Source organism: Xanthomonas sp. NCPPB 2250 (genome assembly GCF_056725265.1).
In genome coordinates, this window is the sequence record NZ_CM161520.1 from 399,883 (window position 1) to 413,554 (window position 13,672).

General features: G+C 68.7%; 16 protein-coding genes. 5 read left to right on the top strand and 11 right to left on the bottom strand.

Annotation, left to right across the window (positions count from 1 at the left end; all coding sequences use genetic code 11):
- Nucleotides 1-7: 7 nt before the first annotated feature.
- From AC1PMG_RS01765 to AC1PMG_RS01780, 4 genes are all read left to right on the top strand, one after another.
- Nucleotides 8-505: a hypothetical protein gene (locus tag AC1PMG_RS01765; RefSeq protein ID WP_481110432.1), complete on the top strand. Its 498-nt coding sequence runs from the start codon at nt 8-10 to the stop codon at nt 503-505.
- A gap of 544 nt (nt 506-1,049) precedes the next feature.
- A complete protein-coding gene (gene katB / locus AC1PMG_RS01770) occupies nt 1,050-2,573 on the top strand; it encodes a catalase KatB (protein WP_481110433.1) in 1,524 nt (507 codons plus the stop codon).
- A gap of 66 nt (nt 2,574-2,639) precedes the next feature.
- On the top strand, nt 2,640-3,197 hold the full coding sequence (locus AC1PMG_RS01775) for an ankyrin repeat domain-containing protein (protein WP_481110434.1): 558 nt from the start codon (nt 2,640-2,642) through the stop codon (nt 3,195-3,197).
- Between the two features lie 238 nt (nt 3,198-3,435).
- Nucleotides 3,436-5,007, top strand: a complete 1,572-nt coding sequence (locus AC1PMG_RS01780) for an SDR family NAD(P)-dependent oxidoreductase (RefSeq protein WP_481110435.1) — start codon at nt 3,436-3,438, stop codon at nt 5,005-5,007.
- Nucleotides 5,008-5,103: 96 nt separating this feature from the next.
- Here the strand turns inward: AC1PMG_RS01780 and AC1PMG_RS01785 are convergent, their stop codons facing one another.
- The 3 genes from AC1PMG_RS01785 to AC1PMG_RS01795 all read right to left on the bottom strand — a co-directional run bounded on the left by AC1PMG_RS01785 (nt 5,104) and on the right by AC1PMG_RS01795 (nt 6,801).
- Nucleotides 5,104-5,634, bottom strand: coding sequence for a hypothetical protein (locus AC1PMG_RS01785; protein ID WP_481110436.1), 531 nt, complete (start codon nt 5,632-5,634; stop codon nt 5,104-5,106).
- A 114-nt stretch (nt 5,635-5,748) separates the two neighbouring features.
- Nucleotides 5,749-6,171 (bottom strand): hypothetical protein, encoded by a 423-nt coding sequence (locus AC1PMG_RS01790; RefSeq protein WP_481110437.1) that lies wholly within the window; start codon nt 6,169-6,171, stop codon nt 5,749-5,751.
- Between the two features lie 162 nt (nt 6,172-6,333).
- Nucleotides 6,334-6,801: a metallophosphoesterase family protein gene (locus AC1PMG_RS01795; RefSeq protein WP_481110438.1), complete on the bottom strand. Its 468-nt coding sequence runs from the start codon at nt 6,799-6,801 to the stop codon at nt 6,334-6,336.
- A 378-nt stretch (nt 6,802-7,179) separates the two neighbouring features.
- Here AC1PMG_RS01795 and tcuC point away from each other — a divergent pair, with 378 nt between their 5' ends.
- Nucleotides 7,180-8,484 (top strand): MFS transporter, encoded by a 1,305-nt coding sequence (gene tcuC, locus AC1PMG_RS01800; RefSeq protein ID WP_320745347.1) that lies wholly within the window; start codon nt 7,180-7,182, stop codon nt 8,482-8,484.
- A 68-nt stretch (nt 8,485-8,552) separates the two neighbouring features.
- Here the strand turns inward: tcuC and acpA are convergent, their stop codons facing one another.
- The 8 genes from acpA to AC1PMG_RS01840 all read right to left on the bottom strand — a co-directional run bounded on the left by acpA (nt 8,553) and on the right by AC1PMG_RS01840 (nt 13,656).
- Nucleotides 8,553-10,265 (bottom strand): acid phosphatase, encoded by a 1,713-nt coding sequence (gene acpA / locus AC1PMG_RS01805; RefSeq protein WP_481110439.1) that lies wholly within the window; start codon nt 10,263-10,265, stop codon nt 8,553-8,555.
- Nucleotides 10,266-10,427: 162 nt separating this feature from the next.
- Nucleotides 10,428-10,718 (bottom strand): hypothetical protein, encoded by a 291-nt coding sequence (locus tag AC1PMG_RS01810; RefSeq protein ID WP_481110440.1) that lies wholly within the window; start codon nt 10,716-10,718, stop codon nt 10,428-10,430.
- A 38-nt stretch (nt 10,719-10,756) separates the two neighbouring features.
- The gene (locus AC1PMG_RS01815) at nt 10,757-11,755 is read right to left on the bottom strand and encodes an AI-2E family transporter (protein WP_017907681.1); all 999 of its coding nucleotides are present in this window, start codon (nt 11,753-11,755) and stop codon (nt 10,757-10,759) included.
- A 247-nt stretch (nt 11,756-12,002) separates the two neighbouring features.
- The gene (locus tag AC1PMG_RS01820; protein ID WP_481110441.1) at nt 12,003-12,392 is read right to left on the bottom strand and encodes a VOC family protein; all 390 of its coding nucleotides are present in this window, start codon (nt 12,390-12,392) and stop codon (nt 12,003-12,005) included.
- Nucleotides 12,389-12,727, bottom strand: coding sequence for a hypothetical protein (locus AC1PMG_RS01825; protein WP_481110442.1), 339 nt, complete (start codon nt 12,725-12,727; stop codon nt 12,389-12,391). Before AC1PMG_RS01825 ends, AC1PMG_RS01820 begins: the two co-directional genes overlap by 4 nt.
- Nucleotides 12,728-12,745: 18 nt before the next feature.
- Entirely contained in the window at nt 12,746-13,039 is a 294-nt protein-coding gene (locus AC1PMG_RS01830) for a hypothetical protein (protein WP_481110443.1), read from the bottom strand.
- Nucleotides 13,040-13,054: 15 nt separating this feature from the next.
- Nucleotides 13,055-13,303: a DUF2695 domain-containing protein gene (locus AC1PMG_RS01835; protein ID WP_481110444.1), complete on the bottom strand. Its 249-nt coding sequence runs from the start codon at nt 13,301-13,303 to the stop codon at nt 13,055-13,057.
- A 131-nt stretch (nt 13,304-13,434) separates the two neighbouring features.
- Nucleotides 13,435-13,656 carry a hypothetical protein gene (locus AC1PMG_RS01840; protein ID WP_481110445.1) on the bottom strand — a complete coding sequence of 74 codons (222 nt, stop codon included), beginning with the start codon at nt 13,654-13,656 and terminating at the stop codon, nt 13,435-13,437.
- Between the last annotated feature and the right edge of the window lie 16 nt (nt 13,657-13,672).

Sequence of the window (13,672 nt, forward strand, 5' to 3'; positions counted from 1 at the left end):
AATCATCATGCGAATCGCCAGACAGTGGGCGTTCGGAGCGGCGTTGTGCGTGCTGACCGGCATCGCCGCGGCGCAGCCGGCGGGCGCACCGACAGAAGACGCAGCAGCGGCAGCGCCGGCCAATCCGGCCTATCGCACGCAACTGCTGCAGTTGATCAGCGACGACGCGCAGGCCCGCGCCGATCTCAAGCGCGACTACTCGCCGCAGCGGCTGCAGCACGACACCGTCTCGTTGCGCGCGTATGCACGCGAGGTGCGAACGGCGCAGAAGGAAAGCCAGGAGCGCCTGACCGATCTGATCCGGCGCCAGGGCTTTCCCGATGCGCAGGCGGTCGGCGCCGACACGGCACATGCGGTGTTCCTGATCGCCCAGCGCATCACCGAGTCGGGGTTCCGCGCCGACTTCCAGCGCGGCATCGATGCGGCCGTGCAGCGCGCCGCCTACAGTCGCGCCGATCAGACGCTGTTCGCCGATCGCAGCCGCGCGCTGAGCGCCAAGCGCTAGCGTCCGCCATCGCGGCAGAGCCGGGGAGGGCGGGGCTGCCGCACTGGCCCTTTCGCTCACGACGCGCTTGTCCAGGAATGGCGCCTTCGCAGGTGCCGCGGCGTCGATCGTGTGCCGAAGCGTTGGGCGCACCCCAAGGCATGCGGCATGCGCGGTCGGCAACTTCCCTTGCCGCGGCGTTGCGGTGTGGCATCGCAATCGGTGGACGCATTGCGCCTGTAGAAGCTGCCACCCTGCCTCTTCGCTTTTTGGGTGCACCTCTTCCGATGTGCGCGCGTTCGGCTGCTGCCCGCGCATTCCACAACACGCACCACTCCTGCCGATAACCAGGCGCGTCTACATTTTGCGGCCGATCTGCGCCGATCCGACCGTCGATTGATGCTGCGCAGGCACGCCAGCTGCAACGCATTGCGCGCTCCAGCAATGTTCGCGGTCACAGTGCATGCGCCCGATTGGTGGCGTCGATGGCATCGATTGCAAGGAACGAATGTTCTGCGCGCCGTACTCCCGCCATGCTGCAGCTCCCTTCACACGAGCCGACGCCATGCGCCCTGGATCTGTCTTGTTGCTAGTCCTGTTGTCGCCTTTCCTGATCCTGTCGGCCAGCGCCGCGCAGTCCACGCTCACCCGCGACAATGGTGCGCCGGTGGGCGACAACCAGAACTCGCAGACCGCTGGGCCCAACGGTCCGACGCTGCTGCAGGACGTGCAACTGATCCAGAAGCTGCAGCGCTTCGACCGCGAGCGCATTCCCGAGCGCGTGGTGCATGCGCGCGGCACCGGCGTGCATGGCGAGTTCACCGCCACCGCCGACATCTCCGACCTGAGCAAGGCCAAGGTGTTCGCACCGGGCACGACGACGCCGGTGTTCGTGCGCTTCTCCTCGGTGGTGCACGGCAACCATTCGCCGGAGACGCTGCGCGATCCGCACGGTTTCGCCACCAAGTTCTACACCAGCGAAGGCAACTGGGACCTGGTCGGCAACAACTTCCCGACCTTCTTCATCCGCGACGCAATCAAGTTCCCGGACATGGTGCATGCGTTCAAGCCGGACCCGCGCACCAACCTCGACGACGATGCGCGCCGCTTCGACTTCTTCTCGCACGTGCCCGAGGCGACCCGCACCCTGACCCTGCTGTACTCCAACGAAGGCACGCCGGCCGGCTACCGCTTCATGGACGGCAACGGCGTGCATGCCTACAAGCTGGTCAACGCGCAGGGCCAGGTGCACTACGTCAAGTTCCACTGGAAGAGCCTGCAGGGCCTCAAGAACCTGGATCCGCAGCAGGTGGTGGCGGTGCAGGGCAAGGACTACAGCCACCTGACCAACGACCTGGTCGGCGCAATCAAGCGCGGCGACTATCCGAAGTGGGATCTGTACATCCAGGTGCTCGCGCCCGAGGACCTGGCCAAGTTCGACTTCGATCCGCTGGATGCCACCAAGATCTGGCCGGGTGTGCCCGAGCGCAAGATCGGGCAGATGGTGCTGAACAAGAACGTGGACAACTTCTTCCAGGAGACCGAGCAGGTGGCGATGGCGCCGGCCAACCTGGTGCCGGGCATCGAGCCGTCGGAAGACCGCCTGCTGCAGGGGCGCATCTTCTCCTACGCCGACACCCAACTGTATCGCGTCGGCACCAATGGCCTGAGCCTGCCGGTGAACCGGCCGCGCGTGGCGGTCAACAACGGCAACCAGGACGGCGCGATGAATGCCGGCAGCACCAGCAGCGGCGTGAACTACGAGCCGAGCCGGCTCAGCCCGCGGCCGCAGGATCCTAACGCGCGCTACAGCCAACTGCCGCTGTCCGGCACCACCCAGCAGGCCAGGATCACCCGCGAGCAGAACTTCAAGCAGGCCGGCGAACTGTTCCGCGGCTACAGCAAGAAGGAACAGCAGGACCTGATCCAGAGCTTCGGCGAATCGCTGGCCGGCACCGACGACGAGAGCAAGCACCTGATGCTCTCGTTCCTGTACAAGGCCGACACGGCCTACGGCAGCGGCGTGACGCGGGTGGCCAAGGGCGACCTGGCGCGGGTCAAGCAACTGGCCGCGCAGCTGCAGGATTGATCCGTTCCACGCGCGGCCCGGCGGCGGTGTCGCCGCGCCGCGCATCTTCCTTGCGGAGACCCATCCATGCGTCGTGTCGTTCTCTTTCTGCTCGGCCTGGCCGTGAGCGCCACGGCCGCCGCCGCGTCGCCCGCGCCGGCGGCGCCCGATCCGGCCGCGGTGCAGGCGCAATTGCGCAGCTACTTCTTCGATGCCGCGCGGCAGGGCCGCCAGGACATGCTGGCCGAGTTCATCCGCGCCCATTACGACCTCGATACGCGCGACGACAAAGGCTACACCGCGCTGATCCTGGCCGCCTACCACGGCCAGCAGGCGGCGGTGGAGCAGTTGCTGCGCGCCGGGGCCGACCCCTGCGCGCAGGACAAGCGCGGCAACACCGCGCTGATGGGCGCGATCTTCAAGGGCGAGCTGAGCATCGCCAAGCGGCTGATGCAGGCCGATTGCGCGCCGGACCAGCGCAACAACGCCGGTCAGACGGCGGCCATGTATGCGGCGCTGTTCCAGCGCACCGAGGTGCTGAAGGACCTCGCCACCAAGGGCGCCGACCTGCAGGCCCAGGATGCGCAAGGCAACGACGTGGCCAAGCTGCAGCGCGGCGAGTTCGCGACCGCACCGGCGCGCTGAGCGGTCCCGCCTCGCCCCGCCTCCGGAGCGGTGACCGGGACCGGCAATCGCACGGCGCGTGGATCGCGGGCCCCGGATCGGCGAAAATGCCCAGGTGGCCGGTTCCTCCGGCCCGCCGCGGCCCGTGCCGTCGCTGTTCCCGCTTCGGCGGGCGGCGGCGCCGCAGGGCCGCGTGCTGCCCTGTCGGCATCGTGCCGGCGCTCTGCCGCTGCCCGCCGTCGCCCATCCCGGATCTGTCTTGAACGCCACTGCCCCCGTTTCTCCCGACGACCTGCCCCAGGCCGAGCGCCTGCGCATCGCCCTGGACCTGCTCGAGACCATCGCCGCCGACCGGCGCGTGCTCGATACCCTGCCCGAAGCCGAGCGGGTGCGCCTGCTGCAGGTGGTCGCCCAGGTCTTCAACCCCGAGCCCAAGGCGCGGCGCAAGCTGCTCAAGGAACAGGCGCGCGAGCGCCACCAGGAGAAGGTGCGCAAGGCCGAGGAGCTGTTGGCGCAGACCGGCATCCGCGCGCTGCGGCGCAAGCCGGTGTTCAGCACGCCCAACTATTTCCCGCCGCACACCCCGGAAGCGCTGACCCATGCGCAGGCCGTGGCCGAGGCGCCGGCGGCGCATTCGCCCGAGTTGCGCCACTGCTACGTGTGCAAGCAGAAGTACACCGAGCTGCACCACTTCTACGACCAGATGTGCCCGCCCTGCGCCGAGCTGAACTACTTCAAGCGCACCGAGACCGCGGACCTGCGCGGGCGCGTGGCGCTGCTCACCGGCGGCCGGGTCAAGATCGGCTACCAGGCTGGGCTCAAGCTGCTGCGTGCGGGTGCGGAACTGATCGTGACCACGCGCTTCCCACGCGACTCGGCAGCGCGCTACGCGGAGGAGCCGGATTTCGCCGAGTGGGGCCACCGCCTGCAGGTGTATGGGCTGGACCTGCGCCACACGCCCAGCGTCGAAGCGTTCTGCAGCGAGCTGCTGGCGACCCGCACGCGCCTGGATTTCATTGTCAACAACGCCTGCCAGACCGTGCGCCGGCCGCCGCAGTTCTACGCGCACATGCTGGCCGGCGAGACCGCCGCGCTGCACGACCTGCCCGAGCACGTGCGCCGGCTGGTGGGCCAGTACGAAGGCCTGCGCGGTCCCGATCTGCTGCCGGCCGGGGGCAACACGCAGATGGCCGGGGTGGGCCAGGGACGCAGCGGTGCCGACGGCCTGCTGCGCGCCGCGGAGCTGTCGCAGGTGCCGCTGCTGGCCGACGACCTGCTCGCCCAGCAGCACCTGTTCCCGGAAGGGCGCCTGGACCAGGACCTGCAGCAGGTGGACCTGCGCGGGCGCAACTCCTGGCGCCTGCTGCTGGACGAAGTGTCCTCGGTGGAACTGCTGGAGACGCAACTGGTCAACGCGGTCGCGCCGTTCGTGCTCAACGCGCGGCTCAAGCCGCTGATGCTGCGCACGCCCGAGCGCGACAAGCACATCGTCAACGTGTCGGCGATGGAGGGGCAGTTCTACCGCAACTTCAAGACCACCCGGCATCCGCACACCAACATGGCCAAGGCCGCGTTGAACATGATGACCCGCACCTCGGCGGCGGATTACCAGAACGACGGCATCCACATGAACAGCGTGGATACCGGCTGGGTCACCGACGAGGATCCGGCCGAGATCGCCGCGCGCAAGGTGGAGGAGGAGCGCTTCCATCCGCCGTTGGACATCGTCGACGGCGCCGCGCGCATCGTCGATCCGATCATCCACGGCTTCAACACCGGCGAGCACGTGTGGGGCCAGTTCCTCAAGGACTACGCGCCGACGGATTGGTGAGAGACGGCGCGTGGGGGCGGGCTGCGCCAACGCGCCCGCGTCCATGTTCCGACGATCGCCGCGGCCATGCCGGCGGCGTTGTCGTGCTTTCGGATGTCAGTCGCCGGCGGCCGCACGCCGCATGGTGCCGCTGTAGCCCCAGGCGAATTGATGCCACTGATCGGTCGGGGGAACGTCGAGATTGTTCACCGTGCGCTGCCAGTAGACGATCATCTCGTCATTGGATGTCCGCGCAAGCGTGAACGACGACGACTCGACCCAGACGCCATCCTCATCGCGACCCGAGGTGGTGCTGTAAATGAGCGCATGCGGGCCGGAATTGCGCATGCGGAACTGCCCCGGCTTCATTTCCTGCCACGTTCCCCTGACCAGGTTGTAGACGCGCACGTGCCAGCGCGAAACCACGAAGCGAAAACGCATGGGGAAGCCCGCGCTATCCACGTAGTGCGGCGCGTCGAATCCGTCGAGAACCCCTTCCCAGGTGCCCTGAAAGTCGAAGCTGGCATCGCTCGGGTGGGCCAGGACGGGGCGTGGCCGATACGAGTAGAGCGGCGCGGTGATGGTGGCGCAGGCGCTCGTCAGCAGACACAAGGCAAGCGCAACGGCCCAGGGTCTACATGCTTTCATGGCACATGGCATCCGATGCGATCGGCCGGCAGCCGGTTCGACATGGTTGGTTCGTAAAAGGCGCATCCGGAGCGGAAAGATCGGACGATGCGCTCGAGGCTTGCCCGACGCCGCTCAACGGGATGGATCGGAGGTGGCCGTCGCTTCGCCTTGGTCGCGTTCGCGGCCCCAGAACTCCACCAAGATGGTCATCATCGTCCACACGATCAGCGTCGGCTGTACCTTGTCCGGCAGCAGTGCCTGGCCCTTGAGCATCACGTCGATCACCTTCGGCAGCGCCAGCACCATCAGCAGCGTGTAGATCGCGTACGCCACCCGGTGCCGGCTGCTGGAAATGAACAGGATCGAGGTGACCAGGCTGGCGAGGACGCCCAGGACCACGCCGAACTGCCAGGTGTTGAGGCGTTCGGTACCGGTGAGCACCAGGCCCAGGACGGCGCCGAAGAACATGTTCAGGCCGTTGAGATTGGCCTGGTACTCGTCCCTGGTCATGCGGCCGAGGCCGACCTTGCCGAAAACGTTCCATCCCTTGCGCATGCTCGCTCCCCTTCGCATTGCCGCATCCTGGCGTCGCCATGCCTTCCGCTGGCCGCACGCCTCCCCGCCTCCACTGTAGCGAAGATCGCGCGCGTTCGTCGCCTGCCCGCCGCGCGTGGCACGCCGCGTGGCGCCTGCGCCACGGCGCGGGAACCGCCTGCGCTAGCCCAGGGTCTGCAACTCGCCGCGCGGGCCGGTCGATGTCAGGTACAGGTGGCCGAGGCTGATCGGCAGGCGGAAGCGGCGCGGCCCGGCGCTGCCGGGATTGAGGTAGAGCACGCCGTCGCGCGTCTCCAGCAAGGGCTTGTGCGAGTGGCCGCTGATCACCACGTCCACGCCGTCGGCGACGCGCGCCAGGGTCTTCAGGTCGTGGCGCACGTGCAGGCGAACGCCGTCGATGTCCAGGTCCAGGGTCTCGGGCAGCGCCTGCGCCCATGGCGCGGTATCGATGTTGCCGCGGATCGCGTGCAGCGGCGCCAGTTCCCGCAGTGCGTCGAGCACGTGCGGTTTGCCGATGTCGCCGGCATGCACGATCGCGGCGCAGCCGCGCAAGGCCGCCAGCGCCTCGGGGCGCAGCAGGCCATGGGTGTCGGCGATCACGCCGAGATGCAGTGGTCGAACGGGACGCATCGGTGGCACTTCCTGGTGCGTGACCAGCGTGCAGGCTACCTGCTCGGGCGTGGTGGCGCCGTCGCGAGCTGCGCGTGCTGGCCTGGTTCGTGAGGCGCTGGCGCCAGCGAGCCAGACGCGGATGTAGAGATCGTACCGACATCGGCATCGACATCGGCGCTTGGCGCATCGCCGGCGCGTATCGGGATGCACCCGATGTTGCATCAGCGGCAGTTCCGGCCTGGGCGTCGTACCGCTGTGCATTAACCCGCACGTAGCGACGTGCGGCGTCATGGCGGCATGCGCACGCGGCGTGTTGTACCGTTGCCACGCGCGCCGCCCATGCTGTCCCACGACATCGCAAGGCGGTGCCGTTTCTTCTCCAGCAGACTTCGATCGATGACTTCTTCCGCTACGCCCCCCGCCGCCGAGGCCGCGCCGCACGGCGCGGCCGCCGTGTTCCGCGTGGTCACCGGCAACTTCCTCGAGATGTACGACTTCATGGTCTATGGCTTCTATGCCACGGCCATCGGCCATGCGTTCTTCCCGTCGCACAGCGCGTTCGCCTCGCTGATGCTGTCGCTGGCCACGTTCGGTGCCGGCTTCCTGATGCGGCCGATCGGCGCGCTGGTGCTCGGCGGTTACATCGACCGGCACGGGCGTCGCAAGGGCCTGATCCTGACCCTGGGGCTGATGTCGGCCGGCGTGCTGCTGATCGCCTTCGTCCCCGGTTACGGCACCATCGGCGTGCTGGCGCCGTTGCTGGTGCTGCTTGGCCGCCTGCTGCAGGGCTTCTCCGCCGGTGCCGAGCTGGGCGGCGTATCGGTGTATCTGGCCGAGATCGCCACGCCGGGCCGGCGCGGCTTCTATGTGGCCTGGCAGTCGGCCAGCCAGCAGGTGGCGGTGGTGTTCGCCGCTGCGCTCGGCGTCGCCCTGCACGCGCTGCTGTCCGACAGCACGATGGACAGCTGGGGCTGGCGCGTGCCGTTCGCCATCGGCAGCCTGATCGTGCCGCTGATCTTCCTGATCCGCCGCTCGCTGCAGGAAACCCCGGAATTCGCCGCGCGCCAGGCGCCGGACCTGGCCGGTATCGCGCGCTCGCTGCGCGCCAATGTCGGGTTGATCCTGGCCGGCGTGGGCATGGTGATGATGACCACCGTGTCGTTCTACCTGATCACCGCCTACATGCCGACCTACGGCCGCGCCGAACTGCACCTGAGCGAGCTGGACAGCCTGGTGGTGACCGGCTGCATCGGCCTGTCCAATTTCGTGTGGCTGCCGGTGATGGGCGCGCTCAGCGACCGCATCGGCCGCAAGCCGCTGCTGGTGTTCGCCAGCGTGGCCATGTTGCTGACGGTGTGGCCGGCGCTGCAGTGGCTGGTCGACGCGCCCTCGTTCGTGCGGCTGCTGCTGGTGGGCGAGTGGCTGTCGCTGCTGTACGGCGCCTACAACGGCGCGATGGTGGTGGCGCTGACCGAGGTGATGCCGGCGGAGGTCCGTACCACCGGCTTCTCGCTGGCCTACAGCCTGGCTACCGCGACGATGGGCGGCTTCACCCCCGCGGTGTCCACCTGGCTGATCCACACCACCCACAGCCGTGCTGCGCCGGCGTTGTGGCTGTCGCTGGCCGCCCTGATCGGCCTAGCCTGCACCTTGCTGCTGTTCCGTCGCCAGCGCGGCGCTGGCACGTTCCACGCCGCCTGATCGCGGCGCTGCGTGGCGGCGGGGCAGGGCGGCGGCAGTGTGCCGCGCCCTGCGCAACCTGCGCCTGCCTAGCCCAGGTCCAGCGCGGCGGTCAGATCGCCCGGCACCACGCCGCTGGCGGCGTGCATCGCGCGTTCGCGCTCGACCAGGCCCGGCAACGGCTCCAGGCCGAAGCGGCGGGTGATGAAGCGCAGGATCGAGCCGGTGTCGTAGACGCTGTGGTCGACGTGGCCGCGCCTGGCGTACGGCGACACCACCAGCGCCGGAATGCGCGAACCCGGGCCCCAGCGGTCGGCCTTGGGCGGCGCCACGTGATCCCACCAACCGCCGTTCTCGTCGAAGGTGATGAACACGACGGTCTTCTCCCACAGCGGGCTGTTGCGCAGCGCGTCCACCACCATCGCGATGTGGCGATCGCCGGCGGCCACGTCGGAATAGCCGGCGTGCATGTTGAGGTTGCCCTGCGGCTTGTAGAACGTCACCGGCGGCAGCGTGCCGGCCTGCACGTCGGCGAGGAAGCGGTTCTCCGGGGCGGTGTCGCCCAGGCCGCCGTCGCGCAGCCGGCGCGCCCGCGCCTGCGTGCCCGGGGCGAGGTTGGCGAAGTAGTTGAACGGCTGATGGTGGATCTGGAAGTTGGGACTGCCCGGGAACTCGCAGGTGTCGCCGGTGTCGCCCTTGCCCTGCACCGCCAGCGCCCAGCCGCCGGCGTACCAGGCCCAGTCCACGCCCTTGGCGTCGAGCGCATCGCCGATGTGGCGGTGGGTCTGCGCCGGCAGCGTATTGGGGCTGTTGGGGTCGGCGTAGTCCGGGCGCGTCGGGTCCTGGCTGGTGCTGGGCTGGAACGGCGGGCTCAGGGTGTTGATCGCCCAGAAATCCGGGGTCAGCGCGCCGTTGCGCACGAAGCGCGGCCGGCCGTTGAGCGCGGTGCCCGGCGAATCGTCCTGCACCGCCAGCCGGATCTCGTCGGGACGGTCGCTGGCCAGCACGCTGATCTGCGTCCGCCCCGGGCTGCTGTCGGCCTTGGGGTAGTACGGCGCCTGCGCGGCGATCAGGTACTGATGGTTGAGAAACGAACCGCCGAACGCGCCCATGAAGAAGTTGTCGCACAGCGTGTAGTCGCGGGCCAGGCTCCACAGCCGCAGCGTGGCCGGCGCATCGGCGTAGTGGCCCATCACCAGGCCGCCGGCGTCGCTCCACGCGGCGAAGCCGTCGTTGCGGCCGCCGTTGATCTGCATCTGGTTCTCGTAGAAGCGGTGCACCAGGTCGCGGGTCACGATGCCGTGCGGCAGCAGTTGGCCGTCGGGCGTGCGCAGCGCGAACGGCGCATTGGGCAGCGGCCCGATCGCGTCCTCGCCGATCTTGTAGCGGCGGTGCGCCACCACCTGTTCGTCCGGCGCCAGTCCGCCCCAGATCGGCGGCAGGATGTCGAGCACGCTGCCGTCGCGGTCCACCTGCCGCGCCTGCGCCGGGGTCACCTTGGACAGCGGCTGCTGCAGCCCGGGGAACTCGGGAAACAGGTTGTTGAAGCTGCGGTTCTCGGCGTAGATCACCACCACGTGCTCGATCTTCTGCCGCAGCTGCCGATCCAGTTCCGTCGGCGAAAGCGCACGCGCCGGCGCGCGTTTGGCGCTCTCGGCGTGGGCCTCGGCGGGGCCGCCGAGCGCCAGGGCGCTGCCGGCCAGCGCCAGGCCGCCGAGCAGGCGCCGGCGTTGCGGGTTTTCGGGGGTGGTGTCGGTGTCGGCAGGCGTGGTGGACGCGGGATCCTGGGGCGGCTTCTTCACGGTGTCATCGGGCGAGGGAAAGGCACCCGCCAGTGTGTGCCGCGTGAATGACAAGTCAAAGCCAGCCGGTCCCGGTGCCGGGCCGGCGTTCAGCGGCCGTATCGCAGGCCGCGCTCCCGTGAGGCTGGATGACGCTGCGTCAGGCGGTGCCCGAGGCCGCCTTCAGCGGCGTACCCGCGGACTGCCAAATACCTGCTCGCACAGCACCACATAGTCGCCCGAGCCGTCGCGCGCGGCCGCGCCGCTGGCGATGGCGGCGCTCAGCGCCGGGCCGAGTCGCGCCTCGCCCAAGCGCGCGGCCAGTTCCGTCAGTTGGGTCTGGAACCGGTGCTGCATGTCGGCGATCTGCTGGGTATCGTGTCCCAGCCAGGCATAGCCCTTGTCGTTGTACGCGGCGGCACAGTGCAAGGTCTCGGCCAGGTCGCGTTGCAGGCCTTGCGGATCGGTGGGCATCGTCGCGTGCGGGGCGGGGTGGGATCACGCACCGCTGATCAGGCGGCGGGCTTTCCGGCGCCATCCGCGCCCTCGGCATCGCCCAGCGCATGCTGCACGTACAGCCGCTTGACCAGCACGTACAGCACCACGGTGAGCGGCGCCGCCAGCACCACGCCCATCGGCCCGAACAGCACGCCGATACCGAACAGCGAGAACAGCAGCAGCGCCGGCGGCAGGTCCACCGCACGCGCCTGGATCAGCGGCTGCAGCACATGGCCTTCGAGTTGCTGCAGCACCACGAACAGCAGCAGCGCGCCCAGCGCCACCTGCGGGCTGACCGTGAAGCCCAGCAGGATCGCCGGGACCGCGGCCACGATCGGGCCGACGATGGGGATGAAGTCCAGCAGCGCGGTCAACAGGCCGATGCCCAGCGCCACCGGCACGCCCAGCAGCCACAGGCCGATGCCGGTCAGGGTGCCGATCACCGCCATCGCCAGCAACTGGCCGGTCAACCACGCGCGCAGCGCCTGGCCGCTGGCGGTCAGCGCCTCGTCGGCGACGCCGCGGCGGTCGCGCGGCAGCAGGTGCAGCAGGCCCTGCCGATACAGCCGTGGCTGCGCGGCCAGGTACAGCCCGCCGACCATCATCAGTACCGCGTCGGTGACGCCGCCGCCGGCCGACAGCACGATGGCGCCGGCATGCGTGGCCAGGGTCGAGGCGCCGTCGCGCAACTGGTCGGGGATGCGCTCGATCTGCGGCCCCAGCGGGCCGGACTGCAGCCAGGCATGGAACTTGTTCCAGGCCGCCGGCAGGGTGGCGCGGAAGGTGTCGATCTGCGCGGCGACCTCGGCGCCGAACAGCAGCACGATCGCCGACAGCGCCAGCACCAGCACCAGGATCACCAGCGCCAGCGCCGCCCACTCCGGCAGCGGCAACCACTTGCGCAACAGCGTGGCCAGCCCGTGCAGCAGCACGCCCACCACCACCGCGCCGAACACGATCAGCAGCAGCTCCGACAACTGCCAGGCCAGCAGCGCCAGCGCGCCCAGCGCCATGACGACCAGGACCCGCGCCGCGAAGGGGCGCAGGGGCGAGGGGGAACTCGGGAGGGAGGCATTCATCGGTGGCGCGGATCCCGATCAGGACAATGAGCGCGGACAGTAGTGATAGCGCAGTGCAGGGGGAGCGAAGATCATGTGCCGCCGGTCGGTGGCGCCAGCCCGCCGGCGCGGGGCTGGTTCGACGCTGATCGGTCGGGCGTCCCGAGCTACCGGCCGGCCAGTCGGCCGGCCGGAGCGGGCACTACTGCCCGGCGGGCGGCTGCCAGAGCTCCACCTTGTTGCCTTCCGGGTCGATGACCCACGCGAAGGCGCCGTATTCGGATTCGTCGATGCGGTCCAGCACGTGGCAGCCTTCCTCGCGCAGCGCCGCCACCAGCGCGTGCAGATCGTGCACCCGGTAATTGATCATGAAGGGCGCGGTGCCGGGCGAGAAGTGCGGCTCCTCTGCCGCCGCGCCGATCGACCAGACGGTGGAGCCGGTCACCGGCGCGCCGTTGCCGTCGTTCCACGCGAAGGCGGTACCGCCCCAGGCCTGCACGTCGATGCCGAGATGCCGCTGGTACCAGGCCTGCAGCGCGGCCGGATCCTGTGCCTTGAAGAAGATGCCGCCAATCCCGGTGACGCGCTTCATGGAGCCTCCGCTGGTCCGATGGTGGGCTGGCCGGGCAGTGGCTCGTAACCGTCGCCGCGGCCGCTCAGCCAGCGCAGTCTACGCTTGCCGGCCTCGCCCAGGTACGCCGCGGCGGCCAGCAGCAGCGGATGCCGCAGGTCCGCGTCGACCATCAAGCGCACGTATCCGTCCACTTCGATGTTCAGGAAATGCGCTCGATCCGCATCGTCGTCGTAGCTGCGCGCCAGCACCCGATCGCGGCCGTCGCTGAAGCGGTAGAGAGTGTAGGCGTAGGAGTAGCCGTGCCCGTCGTCGGGTTCGCTGGCGTCCACGTGGTGGGTGATGTCGACGTGCATGCGGGTTCCATGTGTCTGTCAGGCCGCCCTCGCGACCACGTGGCCTGTCCCTTCGCTGCCGTTCGCCCAGAGCGTGAAATCGGCACCCGCCGGGAAATGGGCAAGTGCGTCAGGCATCAGCAACTGCACCCCTGCCCGGAACGTATCGCCGGGCGACGGGCTGCCGGTGAAGGTAAGGCGGGCCGACCACTGTTGCTGGTCGATGCAGAGAATGGCGCACCACTGGCCGGAGACGAGCGCAGTCGCCTTGCTTCCTGTTTGCGCAGGATGCAGCTGCAGATCGGCCAGGAAGTGATGCGGCAGGTCATGCATCAGGTCGATATCCGGTCACGGCTTGCCCCAGCGCTCCTCGACATTGAACAGCACCTCGCAATCGCAGAAGCCTCCGTGCGCACCGAGCCAGGGGATGACCGACTCTGGAGCGACATTGTGCGAGGCGAGGAACTGCGTGGTGCGCCGCAAGGAATGATCGCAGCCATCGGCGAGTACGTCGTTCAAGTAATCGAACAAGGCCCAGAGCGTTTCCTTGGGAAGGGGAAGCGCGGCCTCTTCGGACGCGCGCTGTTCGGACTGCATTGTTGTGCGGGGCGCGTAGCGACGTTGGGCTTTCGGATTCTCTGTCATTGTCGACTGTCACAGGGCGGACGCTGCGGCGAGGATTGCCATCAGTGTGAAAGCTGGGATTGAAATACCGCGCCAATGAATCGCTAACCATCCTCAGACACATGATGAGCGATGGAAGGATTGTCCTCGCAATTCCTCAAGACGGCATACTTGCCATCCGTCTTGCCAACCAGCGAAATCGGGAAGGACGTGTGGCCGCCATCGACGGAGATTCTGACCTCCATGTCCTGGCTCTCGAATGTCTTGAGTTCTTCGATCAACTGCGCGACCGATTTTCCCCTGGTTGTCCAATCTGGATTGATCATCTGCGAGTATCAGCTA

What these genes read in the sequence shown, in the direction of transcription:
- AC1PMG_RS01765 (WP_481110432.1), top strand. Translation starts at nt 8, where the DNA reads ATGCGAATCGCCAGACAGTGGGCGTTCGGAGCGGCGTTGTGCGTGCTG.
- katB (WP_481110433.1), top strand. Translation starts at nt 1,050, where the DNA reads ATGCGCCCTGGATCTGTCTTGTTGCTAGTCCTGTTGTCGCCTTTCCTG.
- AC1PMG_RS01775 (WP_481110434.1), top strand. Translation starts at nt 2,640, where the DNA reads ATGCGTCGTGTCGTTCTCTTTCTGCTCGGCCTGGCCGTGAGCGCCACG.
- AC1PMG_RS01785 (WP_481110436.1), bottom strand. Translation starts at nt 5,634, where the DNA reads ATGAAAGCATGTAGACCCTGGGCCGTTGCGCTTGCCTTGTGTCTGCTG.
- AC1PMG_RS01790 (WP_481110437.1), bottom strand. Translation starts at nt 6,171, where the DNA reads ATGCGCAAGGGATGGAACGTTTTCGGCAAGGTCGGCCTCGGCCGCATG.
- AC1PMG_RS01795 (WP_481110438.1), bottom strand. Translation starts at nt 6,801, where the DNA reads ATGCGTCCCGTTCGACCACTGCATCTCGGCGTGATCGCCGACACCCAT.
- tcuC (WP_320745347.1), top strand. Translation starts at nt 7,180, where the DNA reads ATGACTTCTTCCGCTACGCCCCCCGCCGCCGAGGCCGCGCCGCACGGC.
- AC1PMG_RS01810 (WP_481110440.1), bottom strand. Translation starts at nt 10,718, where the DNA reads ATGCCCACCGATCCGCAAGGCCTGCAACGCGACCTGGCCGAGACCTTG.
- AC1PMG_RS01815 (WP_017907681.1), bottom strand. Translation starts at nt 11,755, where the DNA reads ATGGCGCTGGGCGCGCTGGCGCTGCTGGCCTGGCAGTTGTCGGAGCTG.
- AC1PMG_RS01820 (WP_481110441.1), bottom strand. Translation starts at nt 12,392, where the DNA reads ATGAAGCGCGTCACCGGGATTGGCGGCATCTTCTTCAAGGCACAGGAT.
- AC1PMG_RS01825 (WP_481110442.1), bottom strand. Translation starts at nt 12,727, where the DNA reads ATGCACGTCGACATCACCCACCACGTGGACGCCAGCGAACCCGACGAC.
- AC1PMG_RS01830 (WP_481110443.1), bottom strand. Translation starts at nt 13,039, where the DNA reads ATGCATGACCTGCCGCATCACTTCCTGGCCGATCTGCAGCTGCATCCT.
- AC1PMG_RS01835 (WP_481110444.1), bottom strand. Translation starts at nt 13,303, where the DNA reads ATGCAGTCCGAACAGCGCGCGTCCGAAGAGGCCGCGCTTCCCCTTCCC.
- AC1PMG_RS01840 (WP_481110445.1), bottom strand. Translation starts at nt 13,656, where the DNA reads ATGATCAATCCAGATTGGACAACCAGGGGAAAATCGGTCGCGCAGTTG.